15 protein-coding genes and 1 pseudogene are annotated in these 16,587 nt (G+C 39.4%); 15 read left to right on the top strand and 1 reads right to left on the bottom strand.

Annotated elements, in window-relative coordinates; genetic code table 11:
* Positions 1-46: 46 nt before the first annotated feature.
* On the bottom strand, positions 47-364 hold the full coding sequence (locus tag HT723_RS00700) for a DUF960 domain-containing protein (protein ID WP_172925586.1): 318 nt from the start codon (positions 362-364) through the stop codon (positions 47-49).
* A gap of 355 nt (positions 365-719) precedes the next feature.
* Here HT723_RS00700 and rplM point away from each other — a divergent pair, with 355 nt between their 5' ends.
* The 15 genes and pseudogenes from rplM to HT723_RS11360 all read left to right on the top strand — a co-directional run bounded on the left by rplM (position 720) and on the right by HT723_RS11360 (position 16,569).
* Positions 720-1,166, top strand: a complete 447-nt coding sequence (rplM, locus tag HT723_RS00695) for a 50S ribosomal protein L13 (RefSeq protein ID WP_001044624.1) — start codon at positions 720-722, stop codon at positions 1,164-1,166.
* 18 nt (positions 1,167-1,184) lie between these two features.
* Positions 1,185-1,577 (top strand): 30S ribosomal protein S9, encoded by a 393-nt coding sequence (gene rpsI / locus HT723_RS00690; RefSeq protein WP_000075973.1) that lies wholly within the window; start codon positions 1,185-1,187, stop codon positions 1,575-1,577.
* A gap of 280 nt (positions 1,578-1,857) precedes the next feature.
* Positions 1,858-2,478 carry a hypothetical protein gene (locus HT723_RS00685; protein WP_100104637.1) on the top strand — a complete coding sequence of 207 codons (621 nt, stop codon included), beginning with the start codon at positions 1,858-1,860 and terminating at the stop codon, positions 2,476-2,478.
* A gap of 189 nt (positions 2,479-2,667) precedes the next feature.
* Positions 2,668-3,111 carry a tRNA (adenosine(37)-N6)-threonylcarbamoyltransferase complex ATPase subunit type 1 TsaE gene (tsaE, locus tag HT723_RS00680; protein WP_000288239.1) on the top strand — a complete coding sequence of 148 codons (444 nt, stop codon included), beginning with the start codon at positions 2,668-2,670 and terminating at the stop codon, positions 3,109-3,111.
* A complete protein-coding gene (locus HT723_RS00675; RefSeq protein ID WP_172934444.1) occupies positions 3,101-3,619 on the top strand; it encodes a GNAT family N-acetyltransferase in 519 nt (172 codons plus the stop codon). Before tsaE ends, HT723_RS00675 begins: the two co-directional genes overlap by 11 nt.
* 7 nt (positions 3,620-3,626) lie before the next feature.
* Positions 3,627-4,643 carry an LCP family protein gene (locus HT723_RS00670; protein WP_100104634.1) on the top strand — a complete coding sequence of 339 codons (1,017 nt, stop codon included), beginning with the start codon at positions 3,627-3,629 and terminating at the stop codon, positions 4,641-4,643.
* A gap of 83 nt (positions 4,644-4,726) precedes the next feature.
* Positions 4,727-5,983 (top strand): competence/damage-inducible protein A, encoded by a 1,257-nt coding sequence (locus HT723_RS00665; protein WP_100104633.1) that lies wholly within the window; start codon positions 4,727-4,729, stop codon positions 5,981-5,983.
* A gap of 54 nt (positions 5,984-6,037) precedes the next feature.
* A complete protein-coding gene (recA, locus tag HT723_RS00660; protein WP_001085465.1) occupies positions 6,038-7,204 on the top strand; it encodes a recombinase RecA in 1,167 nt (388 codons plus the stop codon).
* Between the two features lie 114 nt (positions 7,205-7,318).
* Complete coding sequence (locus HT723_RS00655) at positions 7,319-8,689, top strand: MATE family efflux transporter (protein ID WP_172934443.1); 1,371 nt, start codon at positions 7,319-7,321, stop codon at positions 8,687-8,689.
* A gap of 374 nt (positions 8,690-9,063) precedes the next feature.
* Positions 9,064-10,014, top strand: coding sequence for an N-acetylmuramoyl-L-alanine amidase family protein (locus HT723_RS00650; protein ID WP_119946551.1), 951 nt, complete (start codon positions 9,064-9,066; stop codon positions 10,012-10,014).
* Positions 10,015-10,370: 356 nt separating this feature from the next.
* Complete coding sequence (locus HT723_RS11770; RefSeq protein ID WP_001056000.1) at positions 10,371-10,715, top strand: helix-turn-helix transcriptional regulator; 345 nt, start codon at positions 10,371-10,373, stop codon at positions 10,713-10,715.
* Positions 10,716-10,727: 12 nt separating this feature from the next.
* Complete coding sequence (locus HT723_RS00640; protein ID WP_306345051.1) at positions 10,728-11,474, top strand: ImmA/IrrE family metallo-endopeptidase; 747 nt, start codon at positions 10,728-10,730, stop codon at positions 11,472-11,474.
* A pseudogene (locus HT723_RS00635) lies at positions 11,467-11,889 on the top strand (hypothetical protein); the annotation flags it as partial. The gene HT723_RS00640 and the pseudogene HT723_RS00635, both read left to right, overlap by 8 nt.
* Before the next feature lie 723 nt (positions 11,890-12,612).
* The gene (locus HT723_RS00630; protein WP_345890225.1) at positions 12,613-13,167 is read left to right on the top strand and encodes a PBECR4 domain-containing protein; all 555 of its coding nucleotides are present in this window, start codon (positions 12,613-12,615) and stop codon (positions 13,165-13,167) included.
* Positions 13,168-13,950: 783 nt separating this feature from the next.
* A complete protein-coding gene (locus HT723_RS11360) occupies positions 13,951-16,569 on the top strand; it encodes a YSIRK-type signal peptide-containing protein (protein ID WP_240154927.1) in 2,619 nt (872 codons plus the stop codon).
* The last annotated feature ends 18 nt before the right edge of the window (positions 16,570-16,587 follow it).

Below are 16,587 nucleotides of genomic sequence, written 5' to 3'. Positions count from 1 at the left end.
AACCTGCGGCTAGCTTCCTAGTTTACTCTTTGATTTTCATTGAGTATTAAAATAGGTCATTTTCTTCTGGGAGGAGGATAGTCTCTCTACCGTCCATGTCTAAAACCAGTACTCTTGGGGGATAAAGAGGGTCAAAGGGATGGTTAAAGTCAAAATCAATGGCTGTAGGGAGGTGTTGACTTGAGAAGTGAAAGGTAATTTTTCCTTGGTTATTAAGCAATTGAAACTCGAGTTCTTCTTCCAATTCAAAGACATTTTTTAAGAAGTGGTCAATAATATACCAAAAAGAGTCAATGATGTCATCAGGCAAGCTGGTAACAATGCCAAAACTAGCCGACCGCATCTGGGTATTGGTAAAAGCCATATTTTTGCCCCCTTTCTTTTCCCTTATCATACAGCAAATAGGATTAAAAATCAAGAAAAGGTGATTTTTTGAAAAGGATTTTAGCTACAGGGAAAAATAAGGAAAAAAATTCCAAAAATCTATCGAAGTTAATAGGTAAATTCCCAAATTAACTTGATTATATAACTTTCAGTTACTTTGAGAAGTTACCGAAAAATATTTTTCATATCTATTGACTTTTAGGGGTGAAATTTGGTATGATAGTAGGCGGTATTGTTTACCCCATTTGAAAGGCCCCGGAACCTTCCAAATACTTTTCGATGGGAAGGAACACCCATCACCGTAAACAAAAATCGAACTATATATAGGAGAAATCATGAACAAAACAACATTTATGGCTAAACCAGGCCAAGTTGAACGTAAATGGTACGTAGTTGACGCAACTGATGTACCACTTGGACGTCTTTCTGCAGTAGTTGCTAGCGTACTTCGCGGAAAAAACAAACCAACATTTACACCACACACTGATACAGGTGACTTTGTGATTGTTATCAATGCTGAAAAAGTTAAATTGACTGGTAAAAAAGCAACTGATAAAATCTACTACACTCACTCAAACCACCCAGGTGGATTGAAACAAATCTCTGCAGGTGAACTTCGTTCTAAAAATGCAGTACGTTTGATCGAGAAATCAGTTAAAGGTATGCTTCCACACAATACTCTTGGACGCGCTCAAGGTATGAAGTTGAAAGTATTTGTTGGAGCTGAGCACACTCATGCTGCACAACAACCAGAAGTTCTTGATATTTCAGGACTTATCTAAGGAAAGGAACAATAAAGTATGTCACAAGCACAATATGCAGGTACTGGACGTCGTAAAAACGCTGTTGCACGCGTTCGCCTTGTTCCAGGAACTGGTAAAATCACTGTTAACAAAAAAGATGTTGAAGAGTACATCCCACACGCTGACCTTCGTCTTGTCATCAACCAACCATTTGCAGTTACTTCAACTGTAGGTTCATACGACGTTTTCGTTAACGTTGTAGGTGGTGGATACGCTGGTCAATCAGGAGCTATCCGTCACGGTATCGCTCGTGCCCTTCTTCAAGTAGACCCAGACTTCCGCGATTCATTGAAACGTGCAGGACTTCTTACACGTGACTCACGTAAAGTTGAACGTAAGAAACCAGGTCTTAAGAAAGCTCGTAAAGCATCACAATTTAGTAAACGTTAATTCGAAAGAATTACTATACTTATACAGAGCACCTTTCGGGGTGTTCTTTTTTTATACTTTCTTACTAAATTGGTGCAATTGACACAGTTGTTGCGACTTTATACTCTTCGAAAATCTTTTCAAACCACGTCAGCTCTATCTGCAACCTCAAAACAGTNNTGATTTTCATTGAGTAGTAGTCTCTCATGTTTGTTTAGCGTCTAAAAGAGACATTTGAGAAGATTGAAAACAGTTCTCTCTTTTCTCCTAGTATAATGATTGGTAGGAAGGGAGATAAAAGATGAAATCAATGAGAATCTTATTTTTGTTAGCTTTAATTCAAATCAGTTTGAGTAGCTGTTTCCTATGGAAGGAATGCATCTTGTCCTTTAAACAAAGTACAGCTTTTTTCATCGGAAGTATGGTCTTCGTTTCAGGAATCTGTGCTGGAGTAAATTATCTTTATACCCGTAAGCAAGAAGTCCATAGTGTCCTAGCCAGTAAGAAGTCGGTGAAGCTTTTTTACAGTATGTTACTTTTAATTAATTTGTTAGGGGCTGTTCTTGTCCTGTCAGATAACTTGTTCATCAAAAATACGCTGCAGCAAGAATTAGTTGACTTTTTATTGCCATCCTTCTTTTTCCTATTTGGACTAGATTTGCTGATTTTTTTACCCTTGAAAAAATACATGCGCGATTTACTTGCTATGCTAGATAGAAAAAAGACAGTGTTGGTGACTATTTTAGCCACACTTCTCTTCTTAAGAAATCCAATGACCATTGTCTCACTTCTGATGTATATTGGACTGGGTTTGTTTTTTGCAGCCTATCTTGTCCCAAATTCGGTCAAGAAGGAAGTTTCCTTTTATGGTCATATTTTCCGAGATCTTGTATTGGTCATTGCTACGCTCATTTTCTTTTAGAGAAAGCTTGTTTTTATGGATGTTATGATGGTAATACTCTTCGAAAATCTCTTCAAACTACGTCAGCGTCGCCTTGCCGTACTCAAGTACAGCCTGCGGCTAGCTTCCTAGTTTGCTCTTTGATTTTCATTGAGTATAAGTTTAGCAGGAAAATAGACACAAAAGAAAAGTTTTTGGTATAATAAGAGTATGTACACAAAAAATGAAGAAGAGCTGCAAGCCTTAGGGGAGCGTTTGGGTCATCTATTAGAAAAGAATGATGTTTTAATCTTAACTGGAGAACTGGGTGCAGGTAAAACGACCTTTACTAAGGGACTTGCTAAAGGTTTACAGATTTCTCAAATGATTAAAAGTCCCACCTATACTATCGTAAGAGAGTATGAAGGCAGACTGCCACTTTATCACCTAGATGTTTATCGAATTGAAGGAGATGCGGATTCTATCGACTTGGATGAGTTTCTCTTTGGTGGAGGCGTGACTGTTATTGAGTGGGGAAATCTCTTAGGAGATGCCTTGCCAGATACTTATTTAGAGTTGGAAATTCTAAAAGAAGAAGACGGTCGCAGATTACATTTTCAAGCAAAGGGTTTGCGTGCAGAAAAGCTTTTAGAGGAGCTTCAACATGGAGTATGAATTGCTCATTAGGGAAGCAGAGCCTAAAGATGCAGCTGAATTAGTGGCCTTTTTAAATCGTGTAAGTTTGGAGACAGATTTTACCAGCTTAGACGGAGATGGTATTCTCTTGACCAGTGAGGAGATGGAAGTATTCCTCAACAAGCAAGCTAGTTCGGACAATCAGATAACCTTACTTGCATTCTTAAATGATAAAATTGCTGGTATTGTAAATATTACAGCTGACCAGCGCAAGAGAGTCCATCATATTGGAGATCTCTTCATTGTGATTGGAAAAAGATATTGGAATAATGGATTGGGAAGTTTGTTGCTAGAAGAAGCGATAGAGTGGGCACAAGCAAGTGGCATTCTGCGTCGTCTCCAGCTGACTGTCCAAACTCGTAATCAAGCAGCAGTTCATCTGTATCAAAAGCATGGCTTTGTAATTGAAGGTCGCCAAGAGCGTGGAGCATATATAGAAGAAGGGAAATTTATCGATGTTTACTTGATGGGTAAACTGATAGATTAGTAGAAATATGGTTAAAAAAATTATTGGAATGGTGCTAGCTTTACTTTCTGTAACTGTAGTAGGAGCAGGTATTTTTGCTTATACTATTTATCAACAAGGGACAGAAACCTTAGCTAAAACCTATAAAAAAATCGGCGAAGAAACCAAGGTTATTGAAGCGACTGAACCTCTAACCATTCTGTTAATGGGAGTGGACACCGGAAATGCTGAACGAACTGAAACTTGGGTCGGTAGAAGTGATAGCATGATCTTGATGACAGTGAATCCTAAAACGAAAAAAACAACAATGATGAGTTTAGAGCGGGATATTCTGACCCGCATTGAATCAGGGAATGGTCAGGCTCATGAAGCGAAACTGAATTCAGCATATGCAGATGGTGGAGCAGAGCTTGCTATAGAAACCATTCAAAAAATGATGAATATCCATATTGATCGCTATGTGATGGTCAATATGAAAGGGTTGCAAAAACTAGTGGATGCAGTAGGTGGTATTACAGTCAATAATACCCTAGGGTTCCCAATTTCTATCAGTGACCAAGAAGAATTTAATACCATTTCTATCGGTGTTGGGGAGCAACATATTGGGGGAGAAGAAGCCCTAGTCTATGCACGAATGCGTTACCAAGATCCTGAGGGGGATTATGGTCGTCAAAAACGTCAACGTGAAGTTATTCAAAAAGTCATGGAAAAAGCTCTCAGTTTAAATAGCGTTGGTCATTATCAAGAGATTCTAAAAGCTTTGAGTGACAATATGCAGACCAATATTGATTTGTCTGCAAAAAGTATCCCTAACTTGCTAGGCTATAAAGATTCATTTAAAACTATTGAAACTCAGCAGTTGCAGGGTGAAGGAGAGATGCTTCAAGGTGTTTCTTACCAGATTGTTTCGAGAGCACATATGTTGGAAATGCAAAATCTACTCCGACGTTCTTTGGGACAAGAAGAAGTCACTCAGCTTGAAACCAATGCGGTCTTATTTGAAGATTTATTTGCCAGAGCACCTGTTGGTGATGAAGATAATTAACTTTTGATACAAATAAAAAATCAATCGTAGGAAATTTCCTGCGATTTTTTCAAAAAAATACGAATAGATAGGTAGGAGGAAACATGAAAGCAGAAATCATTGCTGTTGGAACAGAGATTTTGACAGGACAGATTGTCAACACCAATGCCCAGTTTTTATCAGAAAAACTAGCAGAGATTGGGGTAGACATATATTTTCAGACGGCTGTAGGAGACAACGAAGCCCGTCTCTTATCCCTGCTTGAGATTGCCAGTCAACGTAGCAGTCTGGTGATTTTGACAGGTGGTTTGGGGCCGACTGAGGACGATTTGACCAAACAAACTCTGGCTAAATTTTTAGGGAAAGAATTAGTCTTTGACCCTCAGGCGCAGGAGAAGTTGGATGTCTTTTTTGCCCAGAGACCAGACTATGCCCGAACACCGAATAACGAAAGACAAGCTCAACTTGTAGAAGGAGCGACTCCGCTGCCAAACGAAACAGGACTGGCTGTGGGCGGAGTATTAGAAGTCGAAGGAGTGACCTATGTCGTCCTTCCTGGTCCGCCAAGTGAATTGAAACCCATGGTCTTAAACCAACTTCTACCTAAGTTGATGACAGGGAGCAAGTTGTATTCCCGAGTTCTTCGTTTCTTTGGGATTGGCGAGAGCCAGTTGGTTACGATTTTGGCTGATTTAATTGATAATCAGACCGATCCGACCTTGGCACCTTATGCCAAGACAGGAGAGGTAACCTTGCGTCTGTCAACAAAGGCTAGCAGTCAAGAAGAGGCGAATCAAGCGTTGGATGTTTTGGAAAATAAAATCTTGAACTGTCAGACTTTCGAAAGCCTTTCTTTACGAGACCTTTGTTATGGTTATGGGGAAGAGTCCAGCTTGGCCAGTATTGTGGTAGAAGAACTGAAAAAACAAGGGAAAACCATCACGGCTGCAGAGAGTTTAACGGCAGGGCTTTTCCAAGCCAATGTAGCGGATTTTTCAGGTGCTTCCAGTATATTTAAGGGTGGTTTTGTGACCTATAGCTTGGAGGAAAAATCAAAGATGTTGGATATTCCTGTCAAGGATTTGGAAGAACAGGGTGTGGTGTCTGAATTTACAGCTCAGAAGATGGCTGAGCAGGCACGAAGCAAGACACAGTCAGATTTTGGCATTAGTTTGACTGGGGTGGCAGGACCAGATAGCCTCGAAGGACACCCAGCTGGGACAGTTTACATAGGATTGGCACAGGAGCAAGGAACTGAGGTCATCAAGGTGAATATTGGAGGCAGAAGTCGAGCAGATGTACGTCACATTGCTGTTATGCATGCCTTTAACCTAGTTCGCAAGGCTTTATTAAGTGACTAACTTTTGATATAATAGTAGACAGGTCTGAGGATCATTAGAATGCAGGAGAATAGAATGGCGAAAAAACCAAAAAAATTAGAAGAAATTTCAAAAAAATTTGGGGCAGAACGTGAAAAAGCCTTGAATGACGCTCTTAAACTGATTGAGAAAGACTTTGGTAAGGGTTCAATCATGCGTTTGGGTGAACGTGCGGAGCAAAAGGTGCAAGTGATGAGCTCAGGTTCCTTGGCTCTTGACATTGCCCTTGGTTCAGGTGGTTATCCTAAGGGACGTATCATCGAAATCTATGGGCCAGAGTCATCTGGTAAGACAACGGTTGCCCTTCATGCAGTTGCGCAAGCGCAAAAAGAAGGTGGGATTGCAGCCTTTATCGATGCGGAGCATGCCCTTGACCCAGCTTATGCTGCGGCCCTTGGTGTTAACATTGACGAATTGCTCTTGTCACAACCAGACTCAGGAGAGCAAGGTCTTGAAATTGCAGGAAAATTGATTGACTCAGGTGCTGTAGATCTTGTCGTGGTCGACTCAGTTGCTGCCCTTGTACCTCGTGCGGAGATTGATGGAGATATCGGTGATAGCCACGTTGGTTTGCAGGCCCGTATGATGAGTCAGGCCATGCGTAAACTTGGTGCTTCTATCAATAAAACCAAAACAATTGCTATCTTTATCAACCAATTGCGTGAAAAAGTTGGGGTCATGTTTGGAAATCCAGAAACAACACCTGGCGGACGTGCTTTGAAATTCTATGCTTCAGTCCGCTTAGATGTTCGTGGTAACACACAAATTAAGGGAACTGGTGACCAAAAAGAAACCAATGTCGGTAAAGAAACTAAGATTAAGGTTGTAAAAAATAAGGTAGCTCCACCGTTTAAGGAAACCGTAGTTGAAATTATGTACGGAGAAGGAATTTCTAAGACTGGTGAACTCTTGAAGATTGCAAGCGACTTGGATATTATCAAAAAAGCAGGAGCTTGGTATTCTTACAAGGATGAAAAAATCGGTCAGGGTTCTGAGAATTCTAAGAAATATTTGGCAGAGCACCCAGAAATCTTTGATGAAATTGATAAGCAAGTCCGTTCTAAATTTGGCTTGATTGATGGAGAAGAAGCTTCAGAACAAGATACTGAAAACAAAAAAGATGAAGCAGTTCAAGCAGATTCTGTGAATGAAGAAGTGACACTTGACCTAGGCGATGAACTTGAAATCGAAATTGAAGAATAAGCTGTTAAAGTAGTGGAGAAATCCGCTACTTTTTCGATTTTTGATTCAAGATTTCAGATTGACTATAGTTTACTGTTTCTTGTGGCTCCACTAGAAAGCTGATGTAATAGCCTTATGAATAAAAAACGAACAGTGGACCTGATACATGGTCCGATTCTTCCTTCTCTCTTGAGTTTTGCCTTCCCAATCTTGCTGTCTAATATCTTTCAGCAACTCTATAACACTGCTGATGTCTTGATTGTTGGACGTTTTCTTGGACAAGACTCCTTGGCAGCGGTAGGGGCGACGACAGCGATTTTTGACCTGATTGTAGGTTTTACTCTTAGTGTTGGCAATGGGATGGGGATTGTCATTGCCCGTTATTATGGGGCTCGAAATTTCACTAAAATAAAGGAAGCAGTAGCAGCCACCTGGATTTTAGGAGCTCTGTTGAGTATTGTAGTGATGCTACTGGGCTTTCTTGGTCTCTATCCTCTTTTACAATACCTAGATACCCCTGTAGAAATCCTTCCCCAATCCTATCAATATATTTCTATGATTGTGACCTGTGTTGGTGTCAGCTTTGCTTATAATCTCTTTGCAGGTTTGTTGCGGTCTATTGGGGACAGTCTAGCTGCGCTTGGTTTTCTGATTTTCTCTGCTCTGGTTAATGTGGTTCTGGATCTCTATTTTATTACGCAATTGCATCTGGGAGTTCAATCCGCGGGACTTGCTACCATTATTTCGCAAGGTTTATCAGCGGTTCTCTGCTTTTATTATATTCGTAAAAGTGTGCCAGAACTCTTGCCACAGTTTAAACATTTCAAATGGGACAAAAGCTTGTACGCGGATCTCTTGGAGCAAGGTTTGGCTATGGGCTTGATGAGTTCAATTGTATCTATCGGCAGTGTGATTTTACAGTTTTCTGTCAATACCTTTGGTGCAGTGATTATTAGTGCCCAGACGGCAGCTCGACGCATTATGACCTTTGCCCTTCTTCCTATGACCGCTATTTCTGCATCAATGACGACCTTTGCTTCTCAGAATCTAGGAGCTAAGCGACCTGACCGCATTGTTCAAGGTCTTCGAATCGGCAGTCGTTTAAGTATATCCTGGGCAGTTTTTGTTTGTATTTTCCTCTTTTTTGCCAGTCCAGCCTTGGTTTCCTTCTTGGCTAGTTCGACAGATGGTTACTTGATAGAAAATGGAAGTCTCTATCTGCAAATCAGTTCAGCCTTTTATCCCATTTTGAGCCTCTTGTTGATTTATCGCAATTGCTTGCAGGGCTTGGGGCAGAAGATCCTTCCTCTAGTTTCTAGCTTTATTGAACTAATCGGAAAAATCGTTTTTGTGGTTTTGATTATTCCTTGGGCAGGATATAAGGGTGTTATCCTTTGTGAACCTCTTATCTGGGTTGCCATGACAGTTCAACTGTACTTCTCACTATTCCGTCACCCCTTGATAAAAGAAGGTAAGGCCATCTTGGCAACCAAAGTGCTCTCCTAGCTGTATTTGCTAATAAAATCCATTTCCTCTAGTGAAAATCGAAAAAACTTGTGCTGTTATCTTTAGTTTGGTCTTGAAAATAGTTTAACAGACTTTTGACTTCTTTTATATGATATAATAAAGTATAGTATTTATGAAAAGGACATATAGAGACTGTAAAAATATACTTTTGAAAAGCTTTTTAGTCTGGGGTGTTATTGTAGATAGGATGCAGACCTTATCAGTCCTATTTACAGTGTCAAAATAGTGCGTTTTGAAGTTCTATCTACAAGCCCAATCGTGACTAGGATTGTATTCTTTATGAGGTAGAAATAAAGGAGTTTCTAGCTCTGGATTGTAAAAAATAAGTTGTTTTAATTGATAAGGAGTAAAATATGGAAATTGATGTGAGTAAATTAAGAACAGATTTGCCTCAAGTCGGCGTGCAACCATATAGGCAAGTTCATGCCCATTCCACAGGCAACCGTAACTCAACGGTGCAAAATGAGGCTGACTACCATTACAGAAAAGATCCTGAATTGGGCTTCTTTTCTCACGTAGTCGGTAATGGTCGTGTTATGCAGGTAGGACCTGTTGATAATGGTGCCTGGGACGTTGGGGGTGGTTGGAATGCAGAAGGTTATGCACAAGTTGAACTGATTGAAAGCCATGAATCAAAAGAAGAGTTTCTGATTGACTATCGTCTCTATATCGAACTCTTGCGCAATCTAGCGGATGAAGCTGGTATACCGAAAACACTTGATACAGACGACTTGGCAGGTATCAAGACACACGAATACTGCACCAATAACCAACCCGATAATAACTCAGATCACATTGACCCCTATCCTTATCTTGCCAAATGGGGTATTAGCCGTGAGAAGTTTAAGCAGGATGTTGAAAACGGCTTGACGATTGAAGCAGGATGGCAACAGAACGATACTGGCACCTGGTATGTACACTCAGACGGTTCTTATCCAAAAGATAAGTTTGAGAAAGTCAATGGTACCTGGTATTACTTTGACGGTTCAGGCTATATGCTTGCAGACCGCTGGAAGAAGCACACAGACGGCAACTGGTACTGGTTTGACCAGTCAGGCGAAATGGCGACAGGCTGGAAGAAAATCGCTGAGAAGTGGTACTATTTCGATGGAGAAGGTGCTATGAAAACAGGTTGGGTCAAGTACAAGGAGACTTGGTACTATCTTGATAGTCAAAATGGGGATATGGTTTCCAATGTCTTTGTCAAGTCAAATGATGGCTGGTATTACCTTAAAGAAGATGGCACGATAGCAGACAGACCAGAATTTACAGTCGAGCCTGAAGGCTTGATAACAGTAAAATAATAATGGAATGTCTTTCAAATCAGAACAGCGCATATTATTAGGTCTTGAAAAAGCTTAATAGTATGCGTTTTCTTGTGGAGATATTTCCTTCAATTTTTGCTATTATATTAAATAAAAATCAAAAAGCAAACTAGAAAGCTATGCTCAAATAAAATCTAAACCGAGTCGGATAGCTTTAAGTACTGTTTTGAGGTTGAAGATACGATTTTTGATAGGAACTCATCAAATAGGTTTACTATCATCAATTTTGGATTTTTAAGCAGTATCAATAAATTGCTTCCTTGTTTTGTCATAATTTTTTTATTTAAAAAATTGACTTTATGACAAGAGTGTGCTATTCTTTTTATGAGAGGTGTATGAATATGATAAATGTATGTGATGTTGGAAAAAGAATAAAAGAACTTAGAATATCTTCAAATCTTACTCAAGATAAGATTGCTGAATATTTGTCTTTGAATCAAAGCATGATTGCCAAAATGGAAAAAGGTGAAAGGAATATCACGTCGGATGTTATTGAGAAACTATCTGCCCTGTTTTGCTGTACGGTTGAATATCTTTTGTTTGGCGAACAAGCTGAACAACAGTGTGTAATATCGTTTAGAAAAAATAAAATAGTAGACCAAGATCTTAAAGTTTTAGCGAAAATCAATAAAATTGTATTGAATCAATTTGAGATAGATCAGCTATTGGAGACAAAATAAATGATTGATAAAATGGATTTAAGTAATAAAGCTTCAAATCTTAGAAAAAAGTTGGGAGCTGACGGTGAAGCGCCGATAGATATTTTTAAATTGGTACAAAAGATAGAGAATTTGACGCTGGTATTTTATGGACTCGGAAAGAATATTAGCGGAGTCTGTTATAAAGGAACTCAGTCAAGTCTCATTGTAATCAATTCAGACATGTCATTAGGAAGACAAGGATTTTCTTTAGCACATGAACTGTATCATCTTTATTATGATGAGGTGAAGAAGAGTTCAGTCAGTCTTATCTTGATTGGTGAAGGAGATGAAACTGAAAGAAAAGCGGATCAGTTTGCTTCATATTTTTTAGTTTCCCCATCTTCACTGTATAGGATGGTTGAGGAAATCAGAGAAAATGCTAATAGAACTCATCTTGAAGTAGAAGATATTATAAAATTGGGTCAGTTTTATGGTATCAGTCATAAAGCTATGTTATATAGATTGCGGAATGATGGATACCTTGATGCAGAAGAAATTAAAAATATGGATATTAGTGTTATAGAGACAGCTTCAAGATTAGGATATGATACAAGTTTATATCGTCCTTTGTCAGAAAGTAAAAAGGAAATGGTATTAGGACACTATATTAAATCGACTGAACAACTTTTAGAAAATAACAGAATTTCGCAAGGGAAGTATGAGGAACTGCTACTAGATGCTTTCAGATATGATATTGTATATGGGCTAGATGAAGAGGGGGAGTTGTCGTTTGACTAGTCGTGTATTTATTGATACAGATTGTATTTCAGCATTTTTATGGGTTGGCACTGAACATCTTTTAGAAAAGCTCTATTCGGGTAAAATTGTTATTCCACAAGAGGTGTATGATGAAATCAATATACCTACAATCCCCCATTTAAAATCTAGGATAGACCAGTTAGTAGCTAAGGGTTCAGCTGAGATTGTGAGCATAGACATTGGAACTGAAGAATACGCATTATATAGAAATTTAACAAGAAATCATGATAGTAACAAGGTTATTGGTAAGGGAGAAGCGGCTTCTATTTCCTTAGCGAAAAAGCATAATGGGATATTAGGAAGTAATAACCTAAGAGATGTTCAACCATATGTAGAAAAATTTTCTTTAGAACATATGACAACAGGAGATATACTGGTTGAAGCCTTTAAAGCGCAATTTATTACTGAACAAGAGGGCAATCATATCTGGAATAATATGCTTAAAAAGAGAAGGAAAATTGGGGCGGCTTCTTTTTCAGACTATCTTCGTGGAAGTGTTCATCAAAATAGACAAAAATAAATTTGGATAAATCGAACTCACTATTCAGTAGGCATATGAGCAATTCGAAGAAGAAAAGTGTCAAATTGAGCCTATAGGAGTAGAAATGAAATAGTAAGTCCTGCATAGGGGATGAGAGAAAAGTTGTCCTTGAAGTTTCCCTGAACTATCAGTCGCATATCAAACGATATGTAGGGTAATGTGAGAAGGGATAGCGAGTAGTTTTTGGTTATTTTATCAAAAAACTTGTATTTTATCATACTGAATGATAAAATGTAATAAAAATGATAGAATAAAGGAAAGCTTTTCTAAAATGTGTATCTCCCCACAGGATTCGTTCTTGTGGGATTTTTTTCGTTAAAGAAAGCGATAAATATTGACTTTTTTAAAGAAAGATGTCATAATTAAGTTGGAAAAAACGTAAAAGTATCACTTTTCTCGTTATCCCGACTCCCAAAACGTCGTTAAACCGCTCGGCAATCCATGGAGACATGGACACATAGTAGTAAGCACGCTATGTGGCTTGGCAGAGCTAAAAACTGTTCCCTTGCGATAAGCCTAATAAGCACAACATAGGGAGTTAGAGAAGCCGACTCTAATCATCCACTTTGGGCAGTAGTGAGAACTGCCCCGTGCTTTTTTTATTTTGAGAAAATATGGAGTTTGTCGTTGAAATTACTTGATTGTATTTTAGATTATCAAGAGAAATTCGATGGAAAAACATGTCAAGTATCAACGAATTATAAGCATTTAGAGACTTTCGAAGTAGATTTTTGCTTGACTGATTTACATCACTTATTTGGCTTGCACAAAATCACACGAGATTATGCTAGTCAAACAATACCTGCTATTCAAGCTGGTGTTTTTATTTTGGAAGAATATAAAAATAATCCCATGTACAACGATGTTATAGAAAGGATATCTTTGTATAGTTTTATCGGTGATATCTTCTATTCTAAGATAACAAGTTGTTGTATCCTAGCCAAAGATTTATCTAAAAACACTATGAAGTTGGACGTCATATTTTTTGAAGATAGAAACAAAAGATCCGCAATTTTAGGTTTACGAAGAGATAAATGTGGAGTGTTTAAACCGGTTACTCTACATTTTACAAGCGCTAAGAAATATGCTAAAGTTCGTAAAACAGATGTGAAAGAAATTAAATGGTTATAAAAAAAACTTTTCGCAGGCTTCGGCTTGCGTTTTTTTGTTTGATAAAATTAAAAAAATGTGCAAAAATAAGTAGAATTGAAAACAGGAAAAAACACCTCCTTTCGATTCGCCAAGCCTCTTCGCAAGGCAATGAGGGGGCGGAGAGACGCGCTCGTCAACAGAAGTATCTCATTGGAAATGTTGCTCACTTTTTTAGTGAGCTTTTTATTTAAGGAATAGGAATGAAAAATAAGAAGTTAAAATTATACTCAATGAAAATCTCTTCAAACCACGTCAACGTCGCCTTGCCGTAGGTATCTTACTGACCAAGCTAGTGATGGACTTAGAATAGGTGATTTGGAGCGCCCTATTGGCTAGGAAATGCTGATCATAGTCCTTTGCTGAGGATAGGGTGTTTCAACACTCAACACTCAACTGTTGACCTAATTGATAGGAAGGGAATTACTATAAAATACTCAGGTTTCCATCATATTTCTTGAAACGATTGTGTAATTAAAATGTAACAATATTGTAACGTTGGCACAAAAAGGTGTTGTACATATATAAATGTAGTATAACTGTTTCGCTATTTGTTAAAAAATAGGATGTATTAAAAGGTTTTATACGTCTGTGCATAAATATATATATTGCCGCTTTTTCTTGTCTTTCCTGACTCTATCTTGTCAGCGAGGGGGTTGATTTGTATGTCAGAAGTGTTAGTATATAGTTGTATATTATCGTCTGTCGGCTTTTTGCGCGCTTTCTAAGCTCGGGGAAGCTCTCAGATGAGGAAAGGATTCACTTATGTTCAAGAAAAAGAATGATGGTAATGGAGAGAAAATTTTCCGTTATTCCATTCGTAAATACCATTTTGGGGCTGCTAGCGTTGCGGTTGCGGCTCTGATGTTCTTTGCAAATGGGGTGCAAGCGCAGGCACCTGCGGTATCTTCGGCAACAGCCAGTGATGTAGTTGCTGGATCTGCTGGAAATTCAGATGGGGAACCACAGGAGTCAGATGGGGAAGAGCCAGAGAAGGTCTCTCAGACTGAACCGTCGGCTGAGCTCCAGTCTACAGGGGAGTCAAACTCTCCAGAGACTAAAACCGAGGACGCTAGTAAGGGGCAGGAAACAGCTGACCTTGCTCCTACCAAACCAGAGACGAAACCAGCTGCTCAAGAAACTTCTCAATCAGAGAGAGAAAAAGAGCAAGACCAGCCCACATCTGTCACTAAAACGACAGAAGCTAAATCACTCCAAGGCAATCTGCAAGCTTTGTTGGAAAAACTAACTCTTAGCTCCATGAAAGCGCTCCACGATGAAGTGGAAGCAGGTCTAGCAGCAGCTAAGGCAGTTTTGGACGACCCAAATGCGACGCAAGAGAAGGTTGATGAGCAAGTCAAACTCATGGGAGACCTGACTCGTCGGGTCAATCAAGCCTTGGAGCCATCGCTACCAAAATTGACAGACTTGGGTGAAGCAAGTTCGACAAATAATAAGCTTGTCGAACCAAACAGAACTGCAACCAAGCAAGCAACTGGCGGCAAGCGTCGTAAAAGAGGTGGGCCAATCGATCTTGAACCAGCTGCAAACCAAGTTAGTCCAACTGATGCAGGAAAGGAAGCAGCACCTGAAGCCAACTCTCAATCTACTCCACGAGAACTCCCAACCTACACCAATACGACAGAAGGTGAGAACGGCGCCTATGGACTAAAAAAGGAATTGGAGGATATCACCAAGGAACTTCGACGGTACGGAGCGTCGGAAGATAAAATCCAAGCAGCAAAAGCAGCAGCTGATAAGTTCAATGAAGCCTTTTCTAAAGGTGATACCATCAGCCAAGAAGATTTTGCGGCTGCCCTAGTCGACCTGAAAAAATCCCGAGACCTCATCGAAGGAGTGCTGGAAGAAAAATATGGAGAAGAGACTACAGGTGGAGGAGTAACCCCGCAACCACGTGATGGTGGCTACTCTGACTTTCGTAATGCTAACTATAGTGGAAGATCTGCAAGGGCGGCAAGAGCTGGCGAAAACTACTCTGCGGAATTTAAAAACGCAAAAGAAAGTTACTTTGAGAAATCAGGCAACAAGGGAAATTCTCCGTATGGTAGGTATACTTATGTCTATTATTCTGATAGAACACCTCGAAATAATGCAACACGACCAGTATCAGAGGCTGAAAATTATATCAAATATACAGTAACATCAACGAGCGATGGATTTCGTTGGCAATTAGAACTTAATAATGGATATAGGACGTTACCAGGTCATTCACAGGTGTGGTTTACTGTACCATCTGGACAAGAGTTCAAACATGGTACAGATGGGATTTCTATCTCTAACCAGGGTGGTGGTACTACAGCATATTCTCCAAATACTAGTGACATTTTATCATTGTTAAAAGTTAGTCAAGCACAATTTGGTAGACAAAAAGAAGGTACTCCACAACATGTTGGAGCTACTAATCGTTTTGGAATTCGTCCACTGCCGGCAGATAATTTGACACAGTTAGCTACTCAAGGACCTAGAGGGACAAATCCCTATCGCAGAGATTATCAGAGCCAAGAGGAACGTAGTAGTGCGGATGAGAAATTTAGAATCATAAATTCTAGTACAGGACGTTTATTTTACTTTGAACTTCCCAATTCTAATCGAAAATATAAAATTACCTTTGAAACAAGAGGGAATAATGATATTAAAAAATTAGTTTATGCAGCTGGCATGAGATTTTTAGATGGTAATGAGTTGCTCCTTGCAAATCAGTGGCATGCCAGAACACGTACTGAAGCAGAAGAAGATGCTATCAAAGAGTTGAACGATGCTAAAACAAATGCAATTAGTGCAATCAATGCGGAAGCTGATAGAAAAAACAGAGAAATCGATAGTGCGAATCTATTACCAGCTGACGTAACTAAGTTGAAACAACAAGTGGAAGCAGCTAAAACGAACGGTACAACCGAAGTTAATAGAGCTACTTCACCACAAGACGTAACAACTAAGAAAGATACAGCAGTTGGTGCTATTACAAGTATTAGCTTAGACGAAGCTAAACGAAATAAAGCAGCTAAAGAGTTGAACGATGCTAAAACAAATGCAATTAGTGCAATCAATGATGATGGCGGTCAAAGCGATGCAAATAACCAAGATCAGCCTACTACTCCAAGCATTCCAGCTCATTCAGGAGATTCGACGGATCAAGCTACTGCTCCATCTGCTCAAGATAGGGAAACAGGAAATGCGACAGCACCAGAGTCTCCACAAGGGCTATCTGGAAGTTCTGTGACGGCTCCAGCTCGTAGCCGTAGAAGTGTAGCTTTCGCTGGAGGCGCTCAATCGAGTCAAGAGAAACAAGTTGATAAATCAGTCTTAAGAGATTTGATTCAAGACTTGGAAACTCGTTTGAAAGACTTGGATGGTATTGATTAATCTGTCATCGACGCTGCT

The sequence above is a fragment of the Streptococcus sp. 2106 genome (assembly GCF_013277315.1).
Classification (GTDB): domain Bacteria; phylum Bacillota; class Bacilli; order Lactobacillales; family Streptococcaceae; genus Streptococcus; species Streptococcus pseudopneumoniae.
Note: the sequence above shows the minus strand (reverse complement) of the source record. Positions and strands in the feature narration are given on the sequence as shown.

What these genes read in the sequence shown, in the direction of transcription:
- HT723_RS00640 (WP_306345051.1), top strand. Translation starts at nt 10,728, where the DNA reads ATGGATTTAAGTAATAAAGCTTCAAATCTTAGAAAAAAGTTGGGAGCT.
- HT723_RS00665 (WP_100104633.1), top strand. Translation starts at nt 4,727, where the DNA reads ATGAAAGCAGAAATCATTGCTGTTGGAACAGAGATTTTGACAGGACAG.
- HT723_RS00675 (WP_172934444.1), top strand. Translation starts at nt 3,101, where the DNA reads ATGGAGTATGAATTGCTCATTAGGGAAGCAGAGCCTAAAGATGCAGCT.
- tsaE (WP_000288239.1), top strand. Translation starts at nt 2,668, where the DNA reads ATGTACACAAAAAATGAAGAAGAGCTGCAAGCCTTAGGGGAGCGTTTG.
- rpsI (WP_000075973.1), top strand. Translation starts at nt 1,185, where the DNA reads ATGTCACAAGCACAATATGCAGGTACTGGACGTCGTAAAAACGCTGTT.
- HT723_RS11360 (WP_240154927.1), top strand. Translation starts at nt 13,951, where the DNA reads ATGTTCAAGAAAAAGAATGATGGTAATGGAGAGAAAATTTTCCGTTAT.
- rplM (WP_001044624.1), top strand. Translation starts at nt 720, where the DNA reads ATGAACAAAACAACATTTATGGCTAAACCAGGCCAAGTTGAACGTAAA.
- HT723_RS11770 (WP_001056000.1), top strand. Translation starts at nt 10,371, where the DNA reads ATGAATATGATAAATGTATGTGATGTTGGAAAAAGAATAAAAGAACTT.
- HT723_RS00685 (WP_100104637.1), top strand. Translation starts at nt 1,858, where the DNA reads ATGAAATCAATGAGAATCTTATTTTTGTTAGCTTTAATTCAAATCAGT.
- HT723_RS00670 (WP_100104634.1), top strand. Translation starts at nt 3,627, where the DNA reads ATGGTTAAAAAAATTATTGGAATGGTGCTAGCTTTACTTTCTGTAACT.
- HT723_RS00650 (WP_119946551.1), top strand. Translation starts at nt 9,064, where the DNA reads ATGGAAATTGATGTGAGTAAATTAAGAACAGATTTGCCTCAAGTCGGC.
- HT723_RS00700 (WP_172925586.1), bottom strand. Translation starts at nt 364, where the DNA reads ATGGCTTTTACCAATACCCAGATGCGGTCGGCTAGTTTTGGCATTGTT.
- recA (WP_001085465.1), top strand. Translation starts at nt 6,038, where the DNA reads ATGGCGAAAAAACCAAAAAAATTAGAAGAAATTTCAAAAAAATTTGGG.
- HT723_RS00655 (WP_172934443.1), top strand. Translation starts at nt 7,319, where the DNA reads ATGAATAAAAAACGAACAGTGGACCTGATACATGGTCCGATTCTTCCT.